This is a genomic window from Ruegeria sp. K7 (genome assembly GCF_056531785.1).
On the sequence record NZ_JBQFMJ010000008.1, the window covers coordinates 47711 to 63330 of the forward strand.

Sequence of the window (15620 nt, forward strand, 5' to 3'; positions counted from 1 at the left end):
ATAAAGGCGGTCTCTGCTTATGAGAGACCGCCTGGGGTACTTCTGCCAGGAGCGCCGTTTAATTTGCGATTGCCTGCAATCTGCGTCGATCCGAGGCGGTTGCGTTTCTTTCAACAACAGTCCGGTTGAACGGATCTTTCAGTTCATAGCGCCCAAACTCGATCTCTTCTTTCCACCCATTGGCGTAGTTCACTTCGATGTTGTCGCCTTGGCGTTCAATTTTCGTGGGGCGGCTGCCAGATGCGCCGCCTTGGCCACTTGAGCGTACGTTGTTGATAGAGATGCCGTTCGCCAAAGACCGCAGCCGTGAAACGTCAGCACCAGTCGCGGGACGTTCCTCGACGGTTCGGTTCTGCGCATTCTTTCTTTCATAGCGGCCGTTTTCGATCTCTTCCTTGGTTCCGTCGGCGTAACGAACTTCGATGCCGCTCGCATTTGTCTCAACCTTCGTTATCCCGGCCGAACCAGTTGGTCTGCCACCGGTCTGAGACCGATCCTTTTTACCGCTGCCCCTGTTGGAGCGCTTTGAGTCATCATCGTCGTCGTCAACATCACGACCGCCTTTGCCCGATCCTGAATTGTCGTCACGATCATCATCCCGGTCGTCGTCTCGATCGTCATCCCTGTCATTGTCGCGATCATCATCCCGGTCGTCGTCACGACCATCGTCGCGGTCACCACCACGGCCGCTATTTCCCGATCCCGAGTTGTCGTCCCGGTCATCGTCGCGATCATCCCCGTCTTTGCCCTTGCCGCTTTTGGCGAACGCGTAGACCGGTTCAAACTGAAGGCGACCGTCTGCGTCAAACTTTGGCACGTAGGGCGTCGCAGCAATCAACGAAGCCAATGCCACTGTGCTTAGAAGTTGACCTAACTTTTTCCGGGCTTTCATTTCCGCCTCCATTGCCGTTTGACGCGATTTTTGATACTGAAGACAGGCTACCCTTGGTCGGGCCTTCCCACATCGGGCTTAGGTCTGACGAATTTCAAGCCGAACGTCTTAGCTAAGATCCTGTGGCCTTTTGAACCACCGTCAGTTTCGGGGCGCATCACAGGGGCGGTTTCCCGATACCAAAGACCCATTTCCTCGAACGGCAGTTACTCCGGCGCAGGCGCAACGGACGGCAGGGAAACGGCTTTGAGATAGGCGGCAATCGCCAAACGGTCGTCATCTGTAAGCTGTGATGTGTTCTCGATGACTTCCGCCATTTCACCACCAGCGCTGTCATAGTCCGGTGTGAAACCGGATCTCAGGTATTCCGCTATATCAGCTTCAGACCAATCAAGCTGGTCGGCGGTCAGACCGGGGATGCGACCCTTGCCGCTTGGATTTGGCGCGCCTGCCAGCCACAGATCACGTTGCAGACCACCGAAGGAATTTCGCGGTGTGTGGCATTCAGCACAGTGTCCTAACGCCTCGACCAGATATCGGCCTCGGGCTTGTTGGTCCGTCAGTTCGCCTTCAACCACCCAGCCTGGCTGCAGGTACAATAGCTTCCATCCCCCCAGCCCGCGTCGAATGTTGAAAGGAAAGCCGACCTCATGCGCGTCACTTTCCGTGGCCACCGCTGGCAGGGTGCCGAGGAATGCGTGGAGAGACGCAACATCCTCCAAGGTCATGTTGGCATAAGACGTATAAGGAAAAGCCGGGTAATAATGTTGCCCCTCGGGACCCGTGCCATGAAGCAGGGCGTTGGCCAGATCCAGCGCAGACCATGAGCCAATTCCGGATTCCGGATCACTGGAAATGTTGGGGGCTATGAATGTGCCAAAACCCGTTTCAAACCGACGCCCTCCGGCGAGTTTAAGCTTCTCCTCTCCGGTGGCATCTGGTGGTGAGTGGCAGGACGCACACCCGCCTGCATAGAAAACAGCCTCACCTCTGACGAGATCGGCGGTGACATCATTCAGTTGCGCCGGATTCACTCTTTGCGGTCGGGTCAGCAGAACACCGGCCAACCCGACCAAAACTACGACACCAGCGGCCAATCGAAAGAAACGCCGCACCTTCAGTGCCTCATCAGTTTTCTGGCGCTCTGTATGCCTTGTGACATGCCGTACAGGCTCCGCCCAATTGTCCCATCGCCGCTTTCACGGCTTCCACATCTTGTCCTGCCGCAGCCTGCATCGCAACGGCGGCTTCAGCCATCGCTTGCCCTTTGGCTCCGACGTCGGGAAAGTTTTCCCAGATGGCGGGCAGGGCACGGGTGGCGGGGTCGGACGCATTGTCGGAACCAGCCGGCCACATTGCGGATTGATCGATCTGCGTCAGAACGACAATATTGTTGGCAGCCCGAGTTGCCGCCTCGGCATCGTATTCCACCTCTCCCTTTATCATTCCGCCGAGTGTTTCCAGATTAAAGGCATAAAGCTTCATGATTGAGGTCCGAGCTTTTACAGCCGGGTTCTGACTTTCCTGGGCGATGGCTGTTCCTATTGCGGCTACCGACAAAAGACCTGCCGCGAAAATCGTAATTTTCTTCTTCATGGTATTTCTCCCTGTTCAATACACCGAATGTTAGCTTGAACGAATTTTCTTGTAATTGTTTGTTATTCGTCGTCCCCTGTTAATTTATGAACAACGACAATTGGGATGATATCCGATACGCGCTTGCCGTCTCCAAATACGGATCGTTGAATGCAGCGGCGTCTGCCTTGGGTGTCACACATGCAACGGTCCTGCGCAGAGTGGCCGCGTTCGAACAGCGAAATGGCTGCACTATCTTTCAGAAAAGCCCGTCGGGATATTGCGCGCTCCCCGAGGCCCGAGCAGTTCTTTCTGCCATGGAAGGCGTTGAAGACGCGGTCCTTTCGGTGGAGCGGGCAATTGTGGGTGCAAACCGGTCCCCTGTCGGTCGCGTGCGCATTGCATCCACTGACAGCCTCTGCCAGCTTGTGCTGCCACAAATATTGACCGAGATTTCAATGCTGTATCCCGGCTTGGAACTGACTTTGTTGAGTGGAAACAGCCACCATGATCTGCCCCGGTTGACTGCAGACATTGCCGTGCGGCCGTCGGTTCAGCTTGGGGAAGGTCTGGTTGGAGAACGCTCGGGTACATTGTCGTTCGGAGTTTATGATGATGGTTCCCCAGATCAAAAATGGATGAGGCTTGATGGCGCATTAAGCCGCTCTCTCCCGGCTAAATGGATGACGGAACACGTGAATGCTGACGAAATGACCAACGGAGCAGACAGTTTTCTGGTCCTCCAGCAGATGGCGGCTTCGGGCGTAGGCAAGACCTTTCTGCCCACATTCATTGGCGACGCGGACGCCCGGCTTCGCAGGTCGGACGACGCGGCTCCGGATTTTGAGGTTCCGCTCTGGGTCGCGACACTTGAGGAAATCGCGCACACCCCGAGGTTTGCCGTTGTTCAGCGGGCGTTGGCTGGACGGTTACCCAAAGCTCTGGCAAGTTGACATCATGCCGAAAAGAAGTACTGCGGCCATCTATTCGGCAGAACGGCCATACAAAGAACCACCTCGGTTACGCGGGGCCAACGCGCGCCTGTGTGTGAAACTATCATCTCGATAGAACCATGTCCGGTGATGAAATGGACCAGTTAGATGGGCAGGGTGGGCAACGTTGAAACCCGGTCAGAGTTTACGGAACACAAGGAAGCTCGAGCGTAAGGCTTGCGCCACGCGCGGCTTTGTTGATTGAAACCTGCCCACCGTGACGCTGTGCGACGGCGGCAACGATGGACAGGCCCAGCCCGCTGCCTTCGGAGTGCTCCAGTTGTGAAAATCGCCCAAAAGCTGCTTCGCTCTGGTCGGGGTCTAGGCCTTTTCCGTCATCGGCCACAGTCAGCTTCACGACCTTGTCATCGCGGTGCAGTGTAACCGAAATCCGGGTGAGAAGACCGCCGCCGTGCTTCAGCGCGTTGTCCAGAAGGTTTTTGACAGCCTCGTTCAGAAAAACCTGATCGCCCGAAACCATTACGGCTGTATCCGGCATGGCAACTTCGAATTCGATCCCCTTCGCCAGGATGTGGACACCCATTTCTGCGCAGGCCTCCTCGACAACCGAACGAAAGTCGAATTCTGCTACCTGTTCCAGATGTGCCGGATATCGGAGCCTTTCGAGGGACAGCAACTGTTCGGCCACAGTGGCCGAGTTTTTGGCAGCGGTCATGAGTTCCTGAATGCGCTGTTCCTTGTCGTCCTCCGTTTTTGCATCCCGCAGGGCCTCGGCCATGGACTGGACCGCAGCTGCTGGGTTCCTTAGCTGATGCGCGGCTTCGGAAATGAATGTCTGATGGGCGTTGATGCTGCGTTCAACCTGACCAAAAAGCCGGTTCAGCGTTTTGACGACACCCAGCACTTCGACCGGAACGGGGCGTTTGATTTCACTTAGGTCATCCGGCGATCGCAGGTCGATTGCGTCCTGCAAATCCAGCAAGGGCCGCAGACCGCGCGCCACACCGAACCAGACGACGATTGCCAGAGTGGTGAGCAGGATACCCATTAGGATCCCGGCCCGGATCGACAGCTGATTGGCAAAGGCGTTGCGGTCGGCCATGAGCTGCCAGACCGTAACAGTTGCGTCACCAGCGAGGTTCTCCAAAGTGACGCGTTCCGTCATCCGCAGGACGCGGACCGGTTCATCGCGATAAACAGCTTCGAAGAAAAATGGTTCATAAGGATCCTGATCGCCTGCGTCGGTTGAGGTCGGCGGATAGGCATAACCCGTAACGTAAATGCCGCCGGGCCCTGTCACGTGATAGAAAACCTCTCCGCCCGACGAGTCGCGGATCATGCTGCGCGTTGAGGGAAGCAAAGCGTCCCCCCCTGAAATGGCGACATCGCGCGAGATTGCGAGACCGGCAGACAGCAGACTGTCATCAAACAATTCCTGGGCCGTTTTCTGGGCGACCGTAAAGCGCCAGAACCCAAGCAGAACGGCAAGCAAGACCAGAGGTGTCAGGATCAGAAGAAACAATCGCAGCCTGAGCGATCCGTGCCCAATCACTGTTGCACCTCAAGCAGATACCCAAGGCCACGGGCAGTCTTGATCCTTATCCCCAATGGCTGAAGCCGCTTGCGCAGGCGCGACACGTGGGGTTCAACCGCCGAATCCTCGACATCTGCACCGACACCATAAACGTAGTCGTTCAGCTGGCTTTTGGGGACAATTCTGCCGCGTCGTTCCAGCAGGCATTCCAGAACCGCCAATTCCCTGCGCGGAATGTCCAATACCTCTCCCCGCGCACTGGCTTGTCTTGCGGCACGATCGAATTCCAGGCCTCCGATGGTCTCTTTCGCGCCATAGTCAAGCTGCTTGCGGCGTGACAATGCCCGGATTCGGGCCTCCAGTTCGTCCATTTCAAACGGCTTCACCAGATAATCGTCAGCCCCCATGTCCAGGCCAGACACGCGGTCGCTGGTTTCGGAACGCGCCGTCAGCAGTATGACCGGCACGCCATCGCCTCGGTTGCGAAGGGTTCGCAGGATTTCCAGCCCGGACTGCCCCGGCAGATTGATGTCCAGTACCACCAAATCTGCGCCCTCCTGCTCAAGGAAATGGTCGGCTGCGTCGCCGTCGGTCAGAATATCTGCCGCGTGACCACGATCGCGCAGCCGGTAGGCAATGGCGTTGGCCAGCGTTTCGTTGTCCTCGACAATGACGATCCGCATCGGGTCTCCTGCAAGTTTCGCGCAAGGTTGGCCCCTCATGATTGCCAGATGGGAGGGGGAATCAACCCCGCAGTTCTATTTGCAATCACGGTGGCGCGAGAGCCGTTGGCGTGGTTGTCTGGTCAACAGGGAGGAACCAATGACCATTTCCAGCTTTACCCGTCGCGCCGTCGTGGGGCTGATCGCCGCTGCCGGTATCGCGGCACCCGCCACTGCCGAGGTCGATTTCTCGGGCAAGACCATTGAATGGGTTATACCGTTTTCGGAAACGGGCGGTTCGGCTAAATGGGCCAACTTTTTCGCTCCGCTTCTGTCCGAGGCACTGCCGGGTCAGCCGACTGTGGTTGTGAAATTCATGCCGGGCGCAGGGTCGACCAAGGGCGCGAATTGGTTTCAGGAGCAAAAGCATGATGACGGCACGCTGCTGTTCGGTACGTCGGGATCGACGCAGTTTCCTTATCTGCTGAGCGATCCGCGCGTGCGCTATGAATACAATGATTGGATTCCGGTCATGGCGTCGGGAACCGGTGGTGTTGCCTATCTGAACGCTGAAGATGGCGCCAAGTTTGACGGTTCCGCCAATGCGCTGAAAGATATCAACTTCATCTACGGATCGCAGGGCGCCACCCGGCTGGACCTGGTGCCGCTGCTGGCATGGCAGATGCTGGGCATGAATGTTGAGCCTGTCTTTGGCATCAAGGGTCGCGGTGACGGTCGCCTGATGTTTGAACGTGGCGAGGCCAATATCGACTACCAGACATCGTCCGGCTATCTGGGTGGCTCGGCCCCGTTGGTCGAATCCGGTCAGGCCGTGCCGATGATGACATGGGGTGCCCTGGATGCGGATGGCAACATCGTGCGTGACCCGACTTTCCCGGACATGCCGACCTTCAAGGAGGTCTGCGAAGCAACCGAAGGATGCGAAACCAGCGGCGAGGCATGGGATGCCTGGAAAGCCTTCTTTGTAGCCGGTTTTCCGGTTCAGAAGCTTGCGTTTTTGCCCGGTGATACACCTCAGGACGTTGTCGACGCATATACTGCGGCCTTTAAGGCTGTGACCGAGCGCGGCGACTTCGCGGAAATCTCCTCGAAACGCGTTGGCAAATATCCGGTGTTTGTTGGTGACGGCTCAAAAGCGGCCCTGCAAACCGCGACAAGCGTTGACGACAACGCCAAGCAATATGTCCTGAACTGGCTCAAGGAAGCCTACGGCGTCGAGCTCAACTAAGCCGGCCCAATTCAGCGCGCGCCCTCACTACGAGGCGCGCGCTTTCTGAGTTCCATCAAATCATATGAAAGGCGGCCGCTATGGAGGTTTTCGCCACCGCTCTTCCTGCGCTTGGTGACGCGTGGGGTCTGATCCTGCAACCCATCGTTCTGGGCTACCTGGTGCTTGGTGTCGTCATGGGATTGGCCGTTGGGGTGTTCCCGGGACTTGGCGGAATCGCCGGGCTGTCGCTGCTGTTGCCTTTCATGTTCGGAATGGACCCGATCCTGGGTTTGGCGCTGATGATAGGGATGGTCGCCGTTGTCCCGACATCTGACACTTTTGCGTCGGTTCTGATGGGAATACCCGGCAGTTCCGCATCTCAGGCGACGGTGCTCGATGGTTTTCCGATGGCCAAGAAGGGCGAAGCGGCGCGGGCGCTTTCCGCCGCCTTTGCCTCGTCCCTGTTTGGTGGTCTGGTCGGGGCGACCTTCCTGACCATGTTCATTCTGGTTGCACGACCGATCGTTCTGGCTTTTGGCCTGCCCGAAATGTTGATGATTACCATCCTCGGCCTGTCTATGGTTGCCATTCTGGCCGGTCGCATACCGCTAAAGGGCGTTGCTGCGGCCGGACTTGGCCTGATGGTCGGAACTATTGGTGAGGCCGACGCGGGCGGGTCTCTGCGCATGGCGACTTATGACATCCCGTATCTGACCGACGGTCTGAAACTGGTCATCGTCGGCTTGGGTATCTTTGCGGTACCCGAGATTGTCTCGCTCTTGCGGCAGGACCGGTCGATTGCCGAAGGGGCTTCGCTGGGTGCCGGATGGCTGGACGGTGTCAAGGATTGGTTCGCCAATATCTGGCTGTCGATCCGCTGTTCGATCATCGGTGTGGTTGTCGGCATCATCCCCGGTTTGGGAGGGTCGGTCGTTGACTGGATCGCCTATGGTCATTCGGTGCAATCGACGCCGGACAAAAGCAACTTCGGCAAGGGCGAAGTGCGCGGGGTCATAGGCCCGGAAAGCTCGAACAATGCAAAAGAGGGCGGCGGTCTGGTTCCGACCTTATTGTTCGGTATTCCGGGTTCCGGCTCCATGGCGATCTTCATCGGCGCGGTCGCTCTGCTGGGGTCCGGCGATATCGAAGTCGGTCCGAGCATGCTCAAAGACAATCTCGACATCACCTATTCGATCGTCTGGCTGCTGGCGTTGGCCAATGTTGTGGGGACGATCCTCTGCATCGCGGCCTCGGGCGGGATCGCAAAGCTGACCACGATCCGCTTTACCTATCTTGCACCGTTCCTGTTCATGCTGATCAGCTTTGCGGCCTTTCAGTCCGGTCAGAATTTCGAAGACCTGCTGGCCCTGTTCGTGATAGGTCTGATCGGCATTTTCCTGCGCCGCTTCGACTGGTCGCGCCCGGCCTTCCTGATCGGTTTCGTGCTTTCGAACCCGGTTGAGAAATTCACCAATCAGGCTTTCCAGATCGCCTCGTTCCGCTTCCGCAAGAGCTTAGGTGAGGGCATGGAGTATGTTTTCAGCCCCATCGTGATCGTCCTGATCGTGGTCACAGTCGTTTCGGTCATTCTGGGCATCCGACAGGCCAAGATGATCATGGCCGAGGGCGATGTTCAGGCGGGCACCAAGCGCGCGCCGCTGGTCTTCCTGCTGGTGATCATGGCCTATCTGATCTTTGCACTGGTCAATGCCAACATGATCCCCGACTACAACATGACCGACAAGATCATCCCGCTGGTGATCGGCAGCGTTTCACTGTTCTGCTGCGTGATCCTTTTGCTCCAGATGATGCGTCGGCCCGAGGGGGATGCGATTTTCGCGGACAAAGAAGTAGCGGGTGAGGACGCCAGCGCCCCACACGGTCTGTGGTCCACACTGACCTGGTTTGCCAGCCTGATCGCGGCAACATGGGTTGTGGGCTTTATCCTTGCACTGATCGGCTTTCTGATCGCGTTCCTACGTGTGCGCGCCGGGTCAAGCTGGCCGATGACTTTGATCCTGACCGCCTGCGGTGTCGGCTTCATGTGCTTTATGGCGGGCGCTCTGAACCGCGACTTTCCGCCTGGTCTGCTGCAGGACATGCTTGATCTGCCATGGCCGCTGAAATGAGCCGCGCGATGCCCCAGACAGCGATCCCATTTGTCTTCATGCGCGGCGGCACCTCGCGCGGCCCGTATTTCCGGCGTTCTGACCTGCCCGAGAATCTGGATTTGCTGGCCGAGGTTCTGATTGCCGCCCTCGGTGCCGGGCACCCGCTGAATATCGACGGCATAGGCGGCGGCGCGGCAGTTACGACCAAGGTCGCTATGCTGTCGGCCAGCGACGATGACTGGGCGGATGTCGACTATTTCTTTGCCCAGGTGTCGGTTGAAGAAAGGCTGATCGATTTCAAACCTACCTGCGGGAATATCCTGTCAGGGGTCGGCCCGGCGGCGATTGAGATGGGATTGATCACGCCGAAAGGTGGTGCAACCGAAATCCGCATCCGCGCCGTCAATACCGGGGCGCGGGTGGTGGCAAAGGTGCAAACGCCGGCGGGCCATCTGACCTATGATGGCGCCGTTGAAATAGCCGGTGTCCCGGGATCCGCAGCGCCGATACAGCTTGGTTTCATGGGGGTCGTCGGATCATCCACCGGCGCGTTCCTGCCCACCGGTAACCTGCGTGATACGGTCCAGGGGATCGAACTGACCTGCATGGATGTCGCGATGCCGATGGCCATCGCCCGGGCTGCCGATTTTGGTTTGACCGGATATGAAAACGCAGAAGAACTGGACGCAAACCGCGCGTTCTTTGAACGGATGGAGGCCATTCGGATCGAAGCGGGTCAGAGGATGGGAATGGGCGATGTGTCGAAATCCGTGACGCCCAAGTTTGGTATTTTGGCCCCTGCGAAAGATGGGGGTACGATCGCGGTCAGGTACTTCATGCCCTGGAAGACTCATCCAACAATGGCCGTTACGGGCGCGCAATGCATGGCCTCCTGTGCATTGACGCCGGAAACGGTTGCAGCCGGGTTAGTCGAACAAATGGAAACCAGTCCGGCCGAGGTGGTATTGGAGCACGCTTCGGGCAAGATCGACGTCCTTGTGGATTTCTCCAACGAGGGCGGATTTGCCCTGAACTCAGCTGGATTGGTGCGCACCGCACGCAAACTGGCGGATGGTCATGTCTATGTTCCTAGCAGTGTGTGGGATGGGAGTTGATCGGGTAAATCTAAATTGGTATACTTTGGTATACAATTAGGAGGTGTCACGATGGACCACTATTCCGAATGCCTCGACATTGCTCGACAGGAACTCAAACTGGCGCAAGCCGCGCTGCGACGGGACATGACCGAGTATCCGACACCGATTGCGGGCTGCGATGAACAGTTCAATCACCTGCTTGATCAGAGCGAGCGCGTTCGCAACGCATTGGCAGCGCTTGAGGCAGCGCATTTTGTCCCAACTCCAAGAAAGCTCGAAGCCGCGCAGGGTATTGAAAGCCGATGAAAGTCCATGTTCTCGATGATTGGTTCGACACATTGCGCGGCTTGCCCTGCTTTTCAAAGCTGGCCGACCATGAGGTCACGGTCTGGACAGATCACGTCGAAGATACGGATACCCTGGCCGCGCGCCTGCAGGACGCCGAAGCGCTGGTCCTGTTCCGGGAGCGCACCAGGGTAACCCGTGAGTTGCTTGAGAAACTTCCCAACTTGCGCCTGATCAGCCAGCGTAGCGTCTATCCGCATGTGGACGTTCAGGCATGTACTGACAACATAGTGCTGTTCTGTTCGAACATGCACGCGGGCACGCCGTCTTACGCTGCTGCTGAACTGACCTGGGCGCTGACCATGGCCGGAATGCGGAACCTGCCGGCGCAAATGGAATCGGTCAAGGCGGGGCGCTGGCAAGCCGGGGTCGGCAAGACACTGCGCGGGCGACAACTGGGCCTTTATGGCTATGGGCGTATTGCCCGGGCCGTGGCGGGCTATGCCGAGGCGTTTGGCATGAGCGTTGTTTGGTGGTCGTCTGAAGATGGCCGCGCCCGCGCAGCCGCCGATGGTGCGGCGGTCGCATCCAGCCGACAGGAGTTTTTTTCCGGCAGCGATGTCGTTTCGATCCATGTGCGCCTGAAACCGGAAACCCGCGGTATCATCACGGCAGCCGACTTGCGGGCGATGCAGCCCGGTTCGCTGTTTGTGAACACGTCGCGGGCCGGTCTGATCGAACCCGGCGCGCTGTTGAAGGCGCTCAATAACGGCCGCCCCGGAAATGCGGCAATTGACGTGTTTGACACCGAACCGCTGACCGATCCTGACGACCCGTTGCTGTCGCATCCCAACCTGATCGCAACGCCGCATATCGGTTTTGTGACCGAAGATGAGTTTGACCTGCAATTTGCGGATATCTTTGATCAGGTGAACGCCTTTGCCGAAGGCGCTCCGATCCATATGATCAATCCCGAGGTCTGGACCAGCGCAAAATAAGATTGGCCGCGATGGGCGCCCCAATGATCACCAGCACAATCCGCGTCAGGTGATGAGTGATCACGAATCCCAAATCCGCGCCTGAAACAATGGCCAGCACAGTCATCTCGGCCTGACCTCCGGGCGCAAAAGCAAGGAACGCCTCGACAGGGCGACCCAGCCCGAGTGTGGTGACAACAGCCGTAAAACCCGCAGCCAAGATGGCAAGAACAACGACATAGGCAACACCGGCGGCAACGACACGGCGCAATTCGCCCCATGTGACGCCAACGAATTTCACTCCGATCCCGCACCCGATGAAGAACTGCGCAGCCAGAATAGCTTCACGCGGAGGACGGGAGTGGATGAAATCCCCCAAGGACAGAGCAGCGGTCAGGATCATCGGCCCGAGGATGGATGCGCCGAACAGGCCAATTCTCTCTCCGCCTTTCCAGCCGACCAAAGCGGCCAGAACCATGAGCAGAATTTCGTGCACCGGCAGATTGCTTGCGGGCTGCCCGATGGGGTTGGTCAGTTCAGCATCGTAGAACACTGTCAGAAACAGCGGTGCCAAAGTGACAATAATTAGAACGCGCGTGCCGTGAATCAGCGACAGGGTGCGTGGATCGGCGCCGGCTTCGGTCCCGAAGATGATCATGTCCTGCAATCCGCCCGGCATTGCGGCGTAGAATGCGGTTTTCTCATCGAACCCCCACACCTTGCGAAAGAACGGAACGCCGACCAGCGCGATCAGAATGATGAAGAAGGGGATTAACATGATCGATGCTGCCATCTTGGGCAGATCGGCGAACAGGGCAGCCGTGATCGAGGCACCAACAGCGACACCCAGAATGGTCCGGGCTGCGACAGAAACCTGACCAAAGCCTTCCATTGGTGCGTGAGCCAGTGCCGCAATCAGGCAAGCGGTCATTGGACCGAACAAAAACGGCAGCGGCAGGTCCAGCGCCCAGAAGATCGCAGTGCCGAACACCGCGAGGCCAAGGGTCATCGACCGCTTCACGAAGAGCGAAGTCTGGTTTCCTGGGGTGGACAAAGGTTGGTTTCCGACGCTGTTGACTCACTATGTATCCAAATGTATACAAGTGGACGCAATATGCAAGTGTGAGTGTTATGACTATTCAGGACGACCCATTACAGCCCGGCCCGCAAGGCAGCTCTGCCTATCAGAGATTGCTGGACGAGATCCGCGAAGGGTCGTTGTTGCCTGGTGAACGACTGCGGGAGATTGAGCTGTCCGATCGGCTGGGCGTCAGCCGAACGCCGGTCCGCGAAGCCATCCGTCAACTTGAGGCCGACGGGTTGGTCACGCATGTCCCACGATTGGGCGCGACGGTCCGCAGCCTGGATTACGCCGAGGTCATGGAACTGTACGAGATGCGCGCCGTGCTTGAAGGCACTGCAGCGCGCCTTGCTGCGCGGGCCGCGTCGGACGTGGAACTGGACGAGCTTGAGGTTTTGAATGAGCGTCTGGCCGAGGCGGGAACAGGTCCGGATGCGGCGCGGATCAACCGGATTTTTCACGCAACGCTACTGGATGCGGCCAAGAACCGGTTTCTGGCAAAATCCATGCTGTCCTTGCAAAAGGCTTTGTTGATCCTTGGCCCATCGCAACTGCTGGACAGCGATCGGGCTGAGGCTGCCGTGGCCGAACATCGCCGTATCATGGCCGCCCTCAAAACACGTGACGGGGCGGCAGCCGAGACGGAAATGCGAGCGCATATCCAGGCTGCGCAACGCATGCGCATTCGCGCATTGCAGGAACGAGATCGCACCAGCGATCAAGGCCAATAGGACAACCGGAAATGGCACCTCAAACCGAAGCTTATGATATTGCAGTGATCGGCGGGGGAAATGCCGCCCTCTGCGCCGCGATGACGGCAGCCGAGGCGGGCGCCCGTGTCCTGATCCTGGAGGCAGCACCGAAACCCTATCGCGGTGGAAACTCGCGCCACACCCGCAACTTTCGCTGCATGCACTCGGGCCCACTGGGCCCGCTTGTCGAAGCGTATGGCGAGGACGAATACCTGTCCGATCTTTTGAAGGTGACCGACGGACAAACTGACGAGCGTCTCGCACGGCTGGCGATCCGCACTTCCGAGGAATGCCTGCCTTGGATGGAAGAACACGGGGTCCGGTTCCAGCCGTCGCTTTCGGGGACCCTGTCGCTGGCGCGAACAAATGCGTTTTTCATGGGTGGTGGCAAGTCTCTGGTTAATGCGTATTACAGAACAGCGGCAGGGCTGGGCGTTGAAGTGCTGTACGAGGCTGCCGTCACCCATCTGGAACTGAATGGCGACAGGGTCGAATGGGTCGACTATACCCACGAGGGGCAGTCCCACCGCATCGCACCGAAGGCCGTCATTGTCGCCTCGGGCGGGTTTCAGGCCGACACCGATTGGCTGACCCGTGCCTGGGGACCGGCGGCGCAAAACTTCCTGGTCCGTGGAACGCCCTATAATCGCGGTGTGGTGCTGGCCGATCTGCTGGATCAGGGTGTCGAGAGTGTCGGCGACCCGACCCAATGCCATGCCGTTGCGATCGACGGACGCGCGCCCAAGTTTGACGGCGGCATTGTCACCCGTCTTGACTGCGTGCCGTTCTCCATCGTCGTGAACAAGAACGCCGAGCGGTTCTATGACGAGGGCGAGGATGTCTGGCCCAAGCGTTACGCGATCTGGGGTCGTCTGGTGGCAGCTCAGCCGGAACAGGTGGGCTACGTGATCATCGACGCCAAATCGCTGAACCTGTTCATGCCGTCTGTTTTCCCGCCGCTTCAGGCTGATACTCTGGATGAACTGGCCGACACAATGGACTTGCCTGCCGGAAAGCTGAAGGCAACGGTCGCCGAATTCAATGCCGCCTGTGGCGACGTCAGCGGCTTCCATCCAACCGAGCTGGACGGAGTTTCCACATCCGGCCTGACACCACCAAAGACAAACTGGGCCCGCCCAATCTCGGAACCGCCGTTCTATGGCTACTCGCTGCGCACCGGTGTGACCTTCACCTATCTGGGGCTCAAGGTCGACGAGACGGCACAGTGTTCGACCCCTAACGGCAAGATCAGGAACCTTTGGGCGGCCGGGGAAACCATGGCCGGCTCGATCCTGGGGCAGGGGTATCTGGCCGGGTTCGGCATGACCATTGGAACGGTTTTCGGACGTATCGCAGGACGTGAGGCCGCCGCTTATGCAAACTGAACTGATACAGGAAGCCCGCCGTCAGGCCGAGATTTGCAATGCCTGCCGGTATTGCGAGGGTTACTGCTCGGTTTTCCCGTCATTGCACGCCGAGCACGCGTTCTCGGATGGCGACATCACACAACTTGCCAACCTCTGTCACAATTGCAGGGGTTGCTATTATGCCTGCCAGTACACCGCCCCGCACGAGTTTGATCTGAACCTGCCTGCTGCTTTGGCCGAAGTGCGCCGGGACAGTTGGGAAAGCTTCGCCTGGCCCCAGCCTTTGGCGCGTCGCTTCCACACCCAAGGAGGGGCAATTGCGCTTGCGCTGGTCCTCGGTTTTGCCGCGCTGTTTTGGGCGATCCGGGCAATCGGGTCTTCTGGCGGCGAAGGTTTCTATGCGGCTCTTTCCCACAATGCGATGGTGGCGATCTTTATGCCCGCCTTCCTGCTGCCGCTGTTCAGCATCGCCATCAGCTTGCGCCGCTATTGGCGTGCGGTTGACGGAAAACCGGTCCAATGGGCCGATCTGAAAGCGGCGTTCAAACGCGCCGGGACGATGCAGGATCTTGCCGCCGGCCACGGCGAAGGCTGCAATTTCGAAGATGAAGACCGGTTCAGCCACGCCCGCCGACACGTGCATCAGGCGATCATGTATGGGTTCCTGCTTTGCTTTGCCTCAACCTCGGTTGCGACAGCGATGCATTATGGCTTTGGCCTGCATGCACCCTACGGATTCTGGTCATTACCCAAGCTGCTTGGCGTCTCAGGCGGTATCCTGTTGACCATCGGCTGTGGCGGCATGGTCATGTTGAAGCAGAAATCGGATCGTGACCTTGGCGACACCTCCGCGTGGGGCGGAGAAATGGGCTTTATCCTGTTGCTGGGGTTTGTTGGCCTCAGCGGCCTTGTCCTCTACGTGCTCGGCTCGACCACAGTGATGCCCGCACTTCTGGTCATCCATCTGGGGTCGGTTCTGACCTTCTTCCTGTTGACGCCCTATACCAAGATGGCACATGGGTTCTATCGCCTCGCCGCACTTGTCAGAGATGCACAGAGGAAGCGCGGCACATAAATGGTTCGCACCAGCCGCTGCTTGCGTC

The 15620-nt window shown here is 58.3% G+C and carries 15 protein-coding genes; 9 read left to right on the forward strand and 6 right to left on the reverse strand.

Annotation, left to right across the window (positions count from 1 at the left end):
• Positions 1-58 precede the first annotated feature (58 nt).
• From ACR0FE_RS13840 to ACR0FE_RS13850, 3 genes are all read right to left on the reverse strand, one after another.
• Positions 59-892, reverse strand: coding sequence for a hypothetical protein (locus ACR0FE_RS13840; protein ID WP_480491570.1), 834 nt, complete (start codon positions 890-892; stop codon positions 59-61).
• A 206-nt stretch (positions 893-1098) separates the two neighbouring features.
• Positions 1099-2007: a c-type cytochrome gene (locus ACR0FE_RS13845; RefSeq protein ID WP_480913358.1), complete on the reverse strand. Its 909-nt coding sequence runs from the start codon at positions 2005-2007 to the stop codon at positions 1099-1101.
• Positions 2008-2020: 13 nt separating this feature from the next.
• Positions 2021-2488 (reverse strand): cytochrome c, encoded by a 468-nt coding sequence (locus ACR0FE_RS13850; RefSeq protein ID WP_170614824.1) that lies wholly within the window; start codon positions 2486-2488, stop codon positions 2021-2023.
• Positions 2489-2574: 86 nt separating this feature from the next.
• Here ACR0FE_RS13850 and ACR0FE_RS13855 point away from each other — a divergent pair, with 86 nt between their 5' ends.
• On the forward strand, positions 2575-3420 hold the full coding sequence (locus ACR0FE_RS13855) for a LysR family transcriptional regulator (RefSeq protein WP_480913360.1): 846 nt from the start codon (positions 2575-2577) through the stop codon (positions 3418-3420).
• A 184-nt stretch (positions 3421-3604) separates the two neighbouring features.
• Here ACR0FE_RS13855 and ACR0FE_RS13860 read toward each other — a convergent pair whose 3' ends face one another.
• Positions 3605-4972 carry a sensor histidine kinase gene (locus ACR0FE_RS13860; RefSeq protein WP_480913362.1) on the reverse strand — a complete coding sequence of 456 codons (1368 nt, stop codon included), beginning with the start codon at positions 4970-4972 and terminating at the stop codon, positions 3605-3607.
• Positions 4969-5637 (reverse strand): response regulator transcription factor, encoded by a 669-nt coding sequence (locus tag ACR0FE_RS13865; protein WP_480913365.1) that lies wholly within the window; start codon positions 5635-5637, stop codon positions 4969-4971. The genes ACR0FE_RS13860 and ACR0FE_RS13865 overlap by 4 nt, the downstream gene beginning before the upstream one ends.
• Positions 5638-5776: 139 nt before the next feature.
• On the opposite strand from ACR0FE_RS13865, the gene ACR0FE_RS13870 reads away from it, so the two are divergent.
• The 5 genes from ACR0FE_RS13870 (at position 5777) to ACR0FE_RS13890 (ending at position 11338) form a co-directional block, all read left to right on the forward strand.
• A complete protein-coding gene (locus ACR0FE_RS13870) occupies positions 5777-6865 on the forward strand; it encodes a tricarboxylate transporter (protein WP_321254578.1) in 1089 nt (362 codons plus the stop codon).
• An 80-nt stretch (positions 6866-6945) separates the two neighbouring features.
• Complete coding sequence (locus ACR0FE_RS13875; RefSeq protein ID WP_480913367.1) at positions 6946-8976, forward strand: tripartite tricarboxylate transporter permease; 2031 nt, start codon at positions 6946-6948, stop codon at positions 8974-8976.
• 8 nt (positions 8977-8984) lie between these two features.
• On the forward strand, positions 8985-10073 hold the full coding sequence (locus ACR0FE_RS13880) for a 4-oxalomesaconate tautomerase (protein WP_480913531.1): 1089 nt from the start codon (positions 8985-8987) through the stop codon (positions 10071-10073).
• A gap of 51 nt (positions 10074-10124) precedes the next feature.
• Positions 10125-10361, forward strand: a complete 237-nt coding sequence (locus ACR0FE_RS13885) for a hypothetical protein (RefSeq protein ID WP_170807864.1) — start codon at positions 10125-10127, stop codon at positions 10359-10361.
• The gene (locus ACR0FE_RS13890) at positions 10358-11338 is read left to right on the forward strand and encodes a D-2-hydroxyacid dehydrogenase family protein (protein ID WP_170614817.1); all 981 of its coding nucleotides are present in this window, start codon (positions 10358-10360) and stop codon (positions 11336-11338) included. The genes ACR0FE_RS13885 and ACR0FE_RS13890 overlap by 4 nt, the downstream gene beginning before the upstream one ends.
• Here ACR0FE_RS13890 and ACR0FE_RS13895 read toward each other — a convergent pair.
• On the reverse strand, positions 11307-12326 hold the full coding sequence (locus tag ACR0FE_RS13895; protein ID WP_480913369.1) for an AbrB family transcriptional regulator: 1020 nt from the start codon (positions 12324-12326) through the stop codon (positions 11307-11309). The two genes, ACR0FE_RS13890 and ACR0FE_RS13895, sit on opposite strands and share 32 nt — an antisense overlap.
• A gap of 122 nt (positions 12327-12448) precedes the next feature.
• Here ACR0FE_RS13895 and ACR0FE_RS13900 point away from each other — a divergent pair, with 122 nt between their 5' ends.
• The 3 genes from ACR0FE_RS13900 to tcuB are packed head-to-tail and all read left to right on the forward strand — an operon-like array spanning position 12449 to position 15592.
• On the forward strand, positions 12449-13129 hold the full coding sequence (locus ACR0FE_RS13900; protein WP_170614815.1) for a GntR family transcriptional regulator: 681 nt from the start codon (positions 12449-12451) through the stop codon (positions 13127-13129).
• A gap of 11 nt (positions 13130-13140) precedes the next feature.
• On the forward strand, positions 13141-14535 hold the full coding sequence (gene tcuA / locus ACR0FE_RS13905) for an FAD-dependent tricarballylate dehydrogenase TcuA (RefSeq protein WP_170614814.1): 1395 nt from the start codon (positions 13141-13143) through the stop codon (positions 14533-14535).
• Entirely contained in the window at positions 14525-15592 is a 1068-nt protein-coding gene (gene tcuB / locus ACR0FE_RS13910; RefSeq protein WP_480913371.1) for a tricarballylate utilization 4Fe-4S protein TcuB, read from the forward strand. The genes tcuA and tcuB overlap by 11 nt, the downstream gene beginning before the upstream one ends.
• Positions 15593-15620 lie beyond the last annotated feature (28 nt).

Excerpts from the sequence above, each read along its gene's own strand:
- ACR0FE_RS13840 (WP_480491570.1), bottom strand. The coding sequence starts at position 892 with ATGAAAGCCCGGAAAAAGTTAGGTCAACTTCTAAGCACAGTGGCATTG.
- ACR0FE_RS13850 (WP_170614824.1), bottom strand. The coding sequence starts at position 2,488 with ATGAAGAAGAAAATTACGATTTTCGCGGCAGGTCTTTTGTCGGTAGCC.
- ACR0FE_RS13855 (WP_480913360.1), top strand. The coding sequence starts at position 2,575 with ATGAACAACGACAATTGGGATGATATCCGATACGCGCTTGCCGTCTCC.
- ACR0FE_RS13865 (WP_480913365.1), bottom strand. The coding sequence starts at position 5,637 with ATGCGGATCGTCATTGTCGAGGACAACGAAACGCTGGCCAACGCCATT.
- ACR0FE_RS13870 (WP_321254578.1), top strand. The coding sequence starts at position 5,777 with ATGACCATTTCCAGCTTTACCCGTCGCGCCGTCGTGGGGCTGATCGCC.
- ACR0FE_RS13875 (WP_480913367.1), top strand. The coding sequence starts at position 6,946 with ATGGAGGTTTTCGCCACCGCTCTTCCTGCGCTTGGTGACGCGTGGGGT.
- ACR0FE_RS13880 (WP_480913531.1), top strand. The coding sequence starts at position 8,985 with ATGCCCCAGACAGCGATCCCATTTGTCTTCATGCGCGGCGGCACCTCG.
- ACR0FE_RS13885 (WP_170807864.1), top strand. The coding sequence starts at position 10,125 with ATGGACCACTATTCCGAATGCCTCGACATTGCTCGACAGGAACTCAAA.
- ACR0FE_RS13890 (WP_170614817.1), top strand. The coding sequence starts at position 10,358 with ATGAAAGTCCATGTTCTCGATGATTGGTTCGACACATTGCGCGGCTTG.
- ACR0FE_RS13895 (WP_480913369.1), bottom strand. The coding sequence starts at position 12,326 with ATGACCCTTGGCCTCGCGGTGTTCGGCACTGCGATCTTCTGGGCGCTG.
- ACR0FE_RS13900 (WP_170614815.1), top strand. The coding sequence starts at position 12,449 with ATGACTATTCAGGACGACCCATTACAGCCCGGCCCGCAAGGCAGCTCT.
- tcuA (WP_170614814.1), top strand. The coding sequence starts at position 13,141 with ATGGCACCTCAAACCGAAGCTTATGATATTGCAGTGATCGGCGGGGGA.
- tcuB (WP_480913371.1), top strand. The coding sequence starts at position 14,525 with ATGCAAACTGAACTGATACAGGAAGCCCGCCGTCAGGCCGAGATTTGC.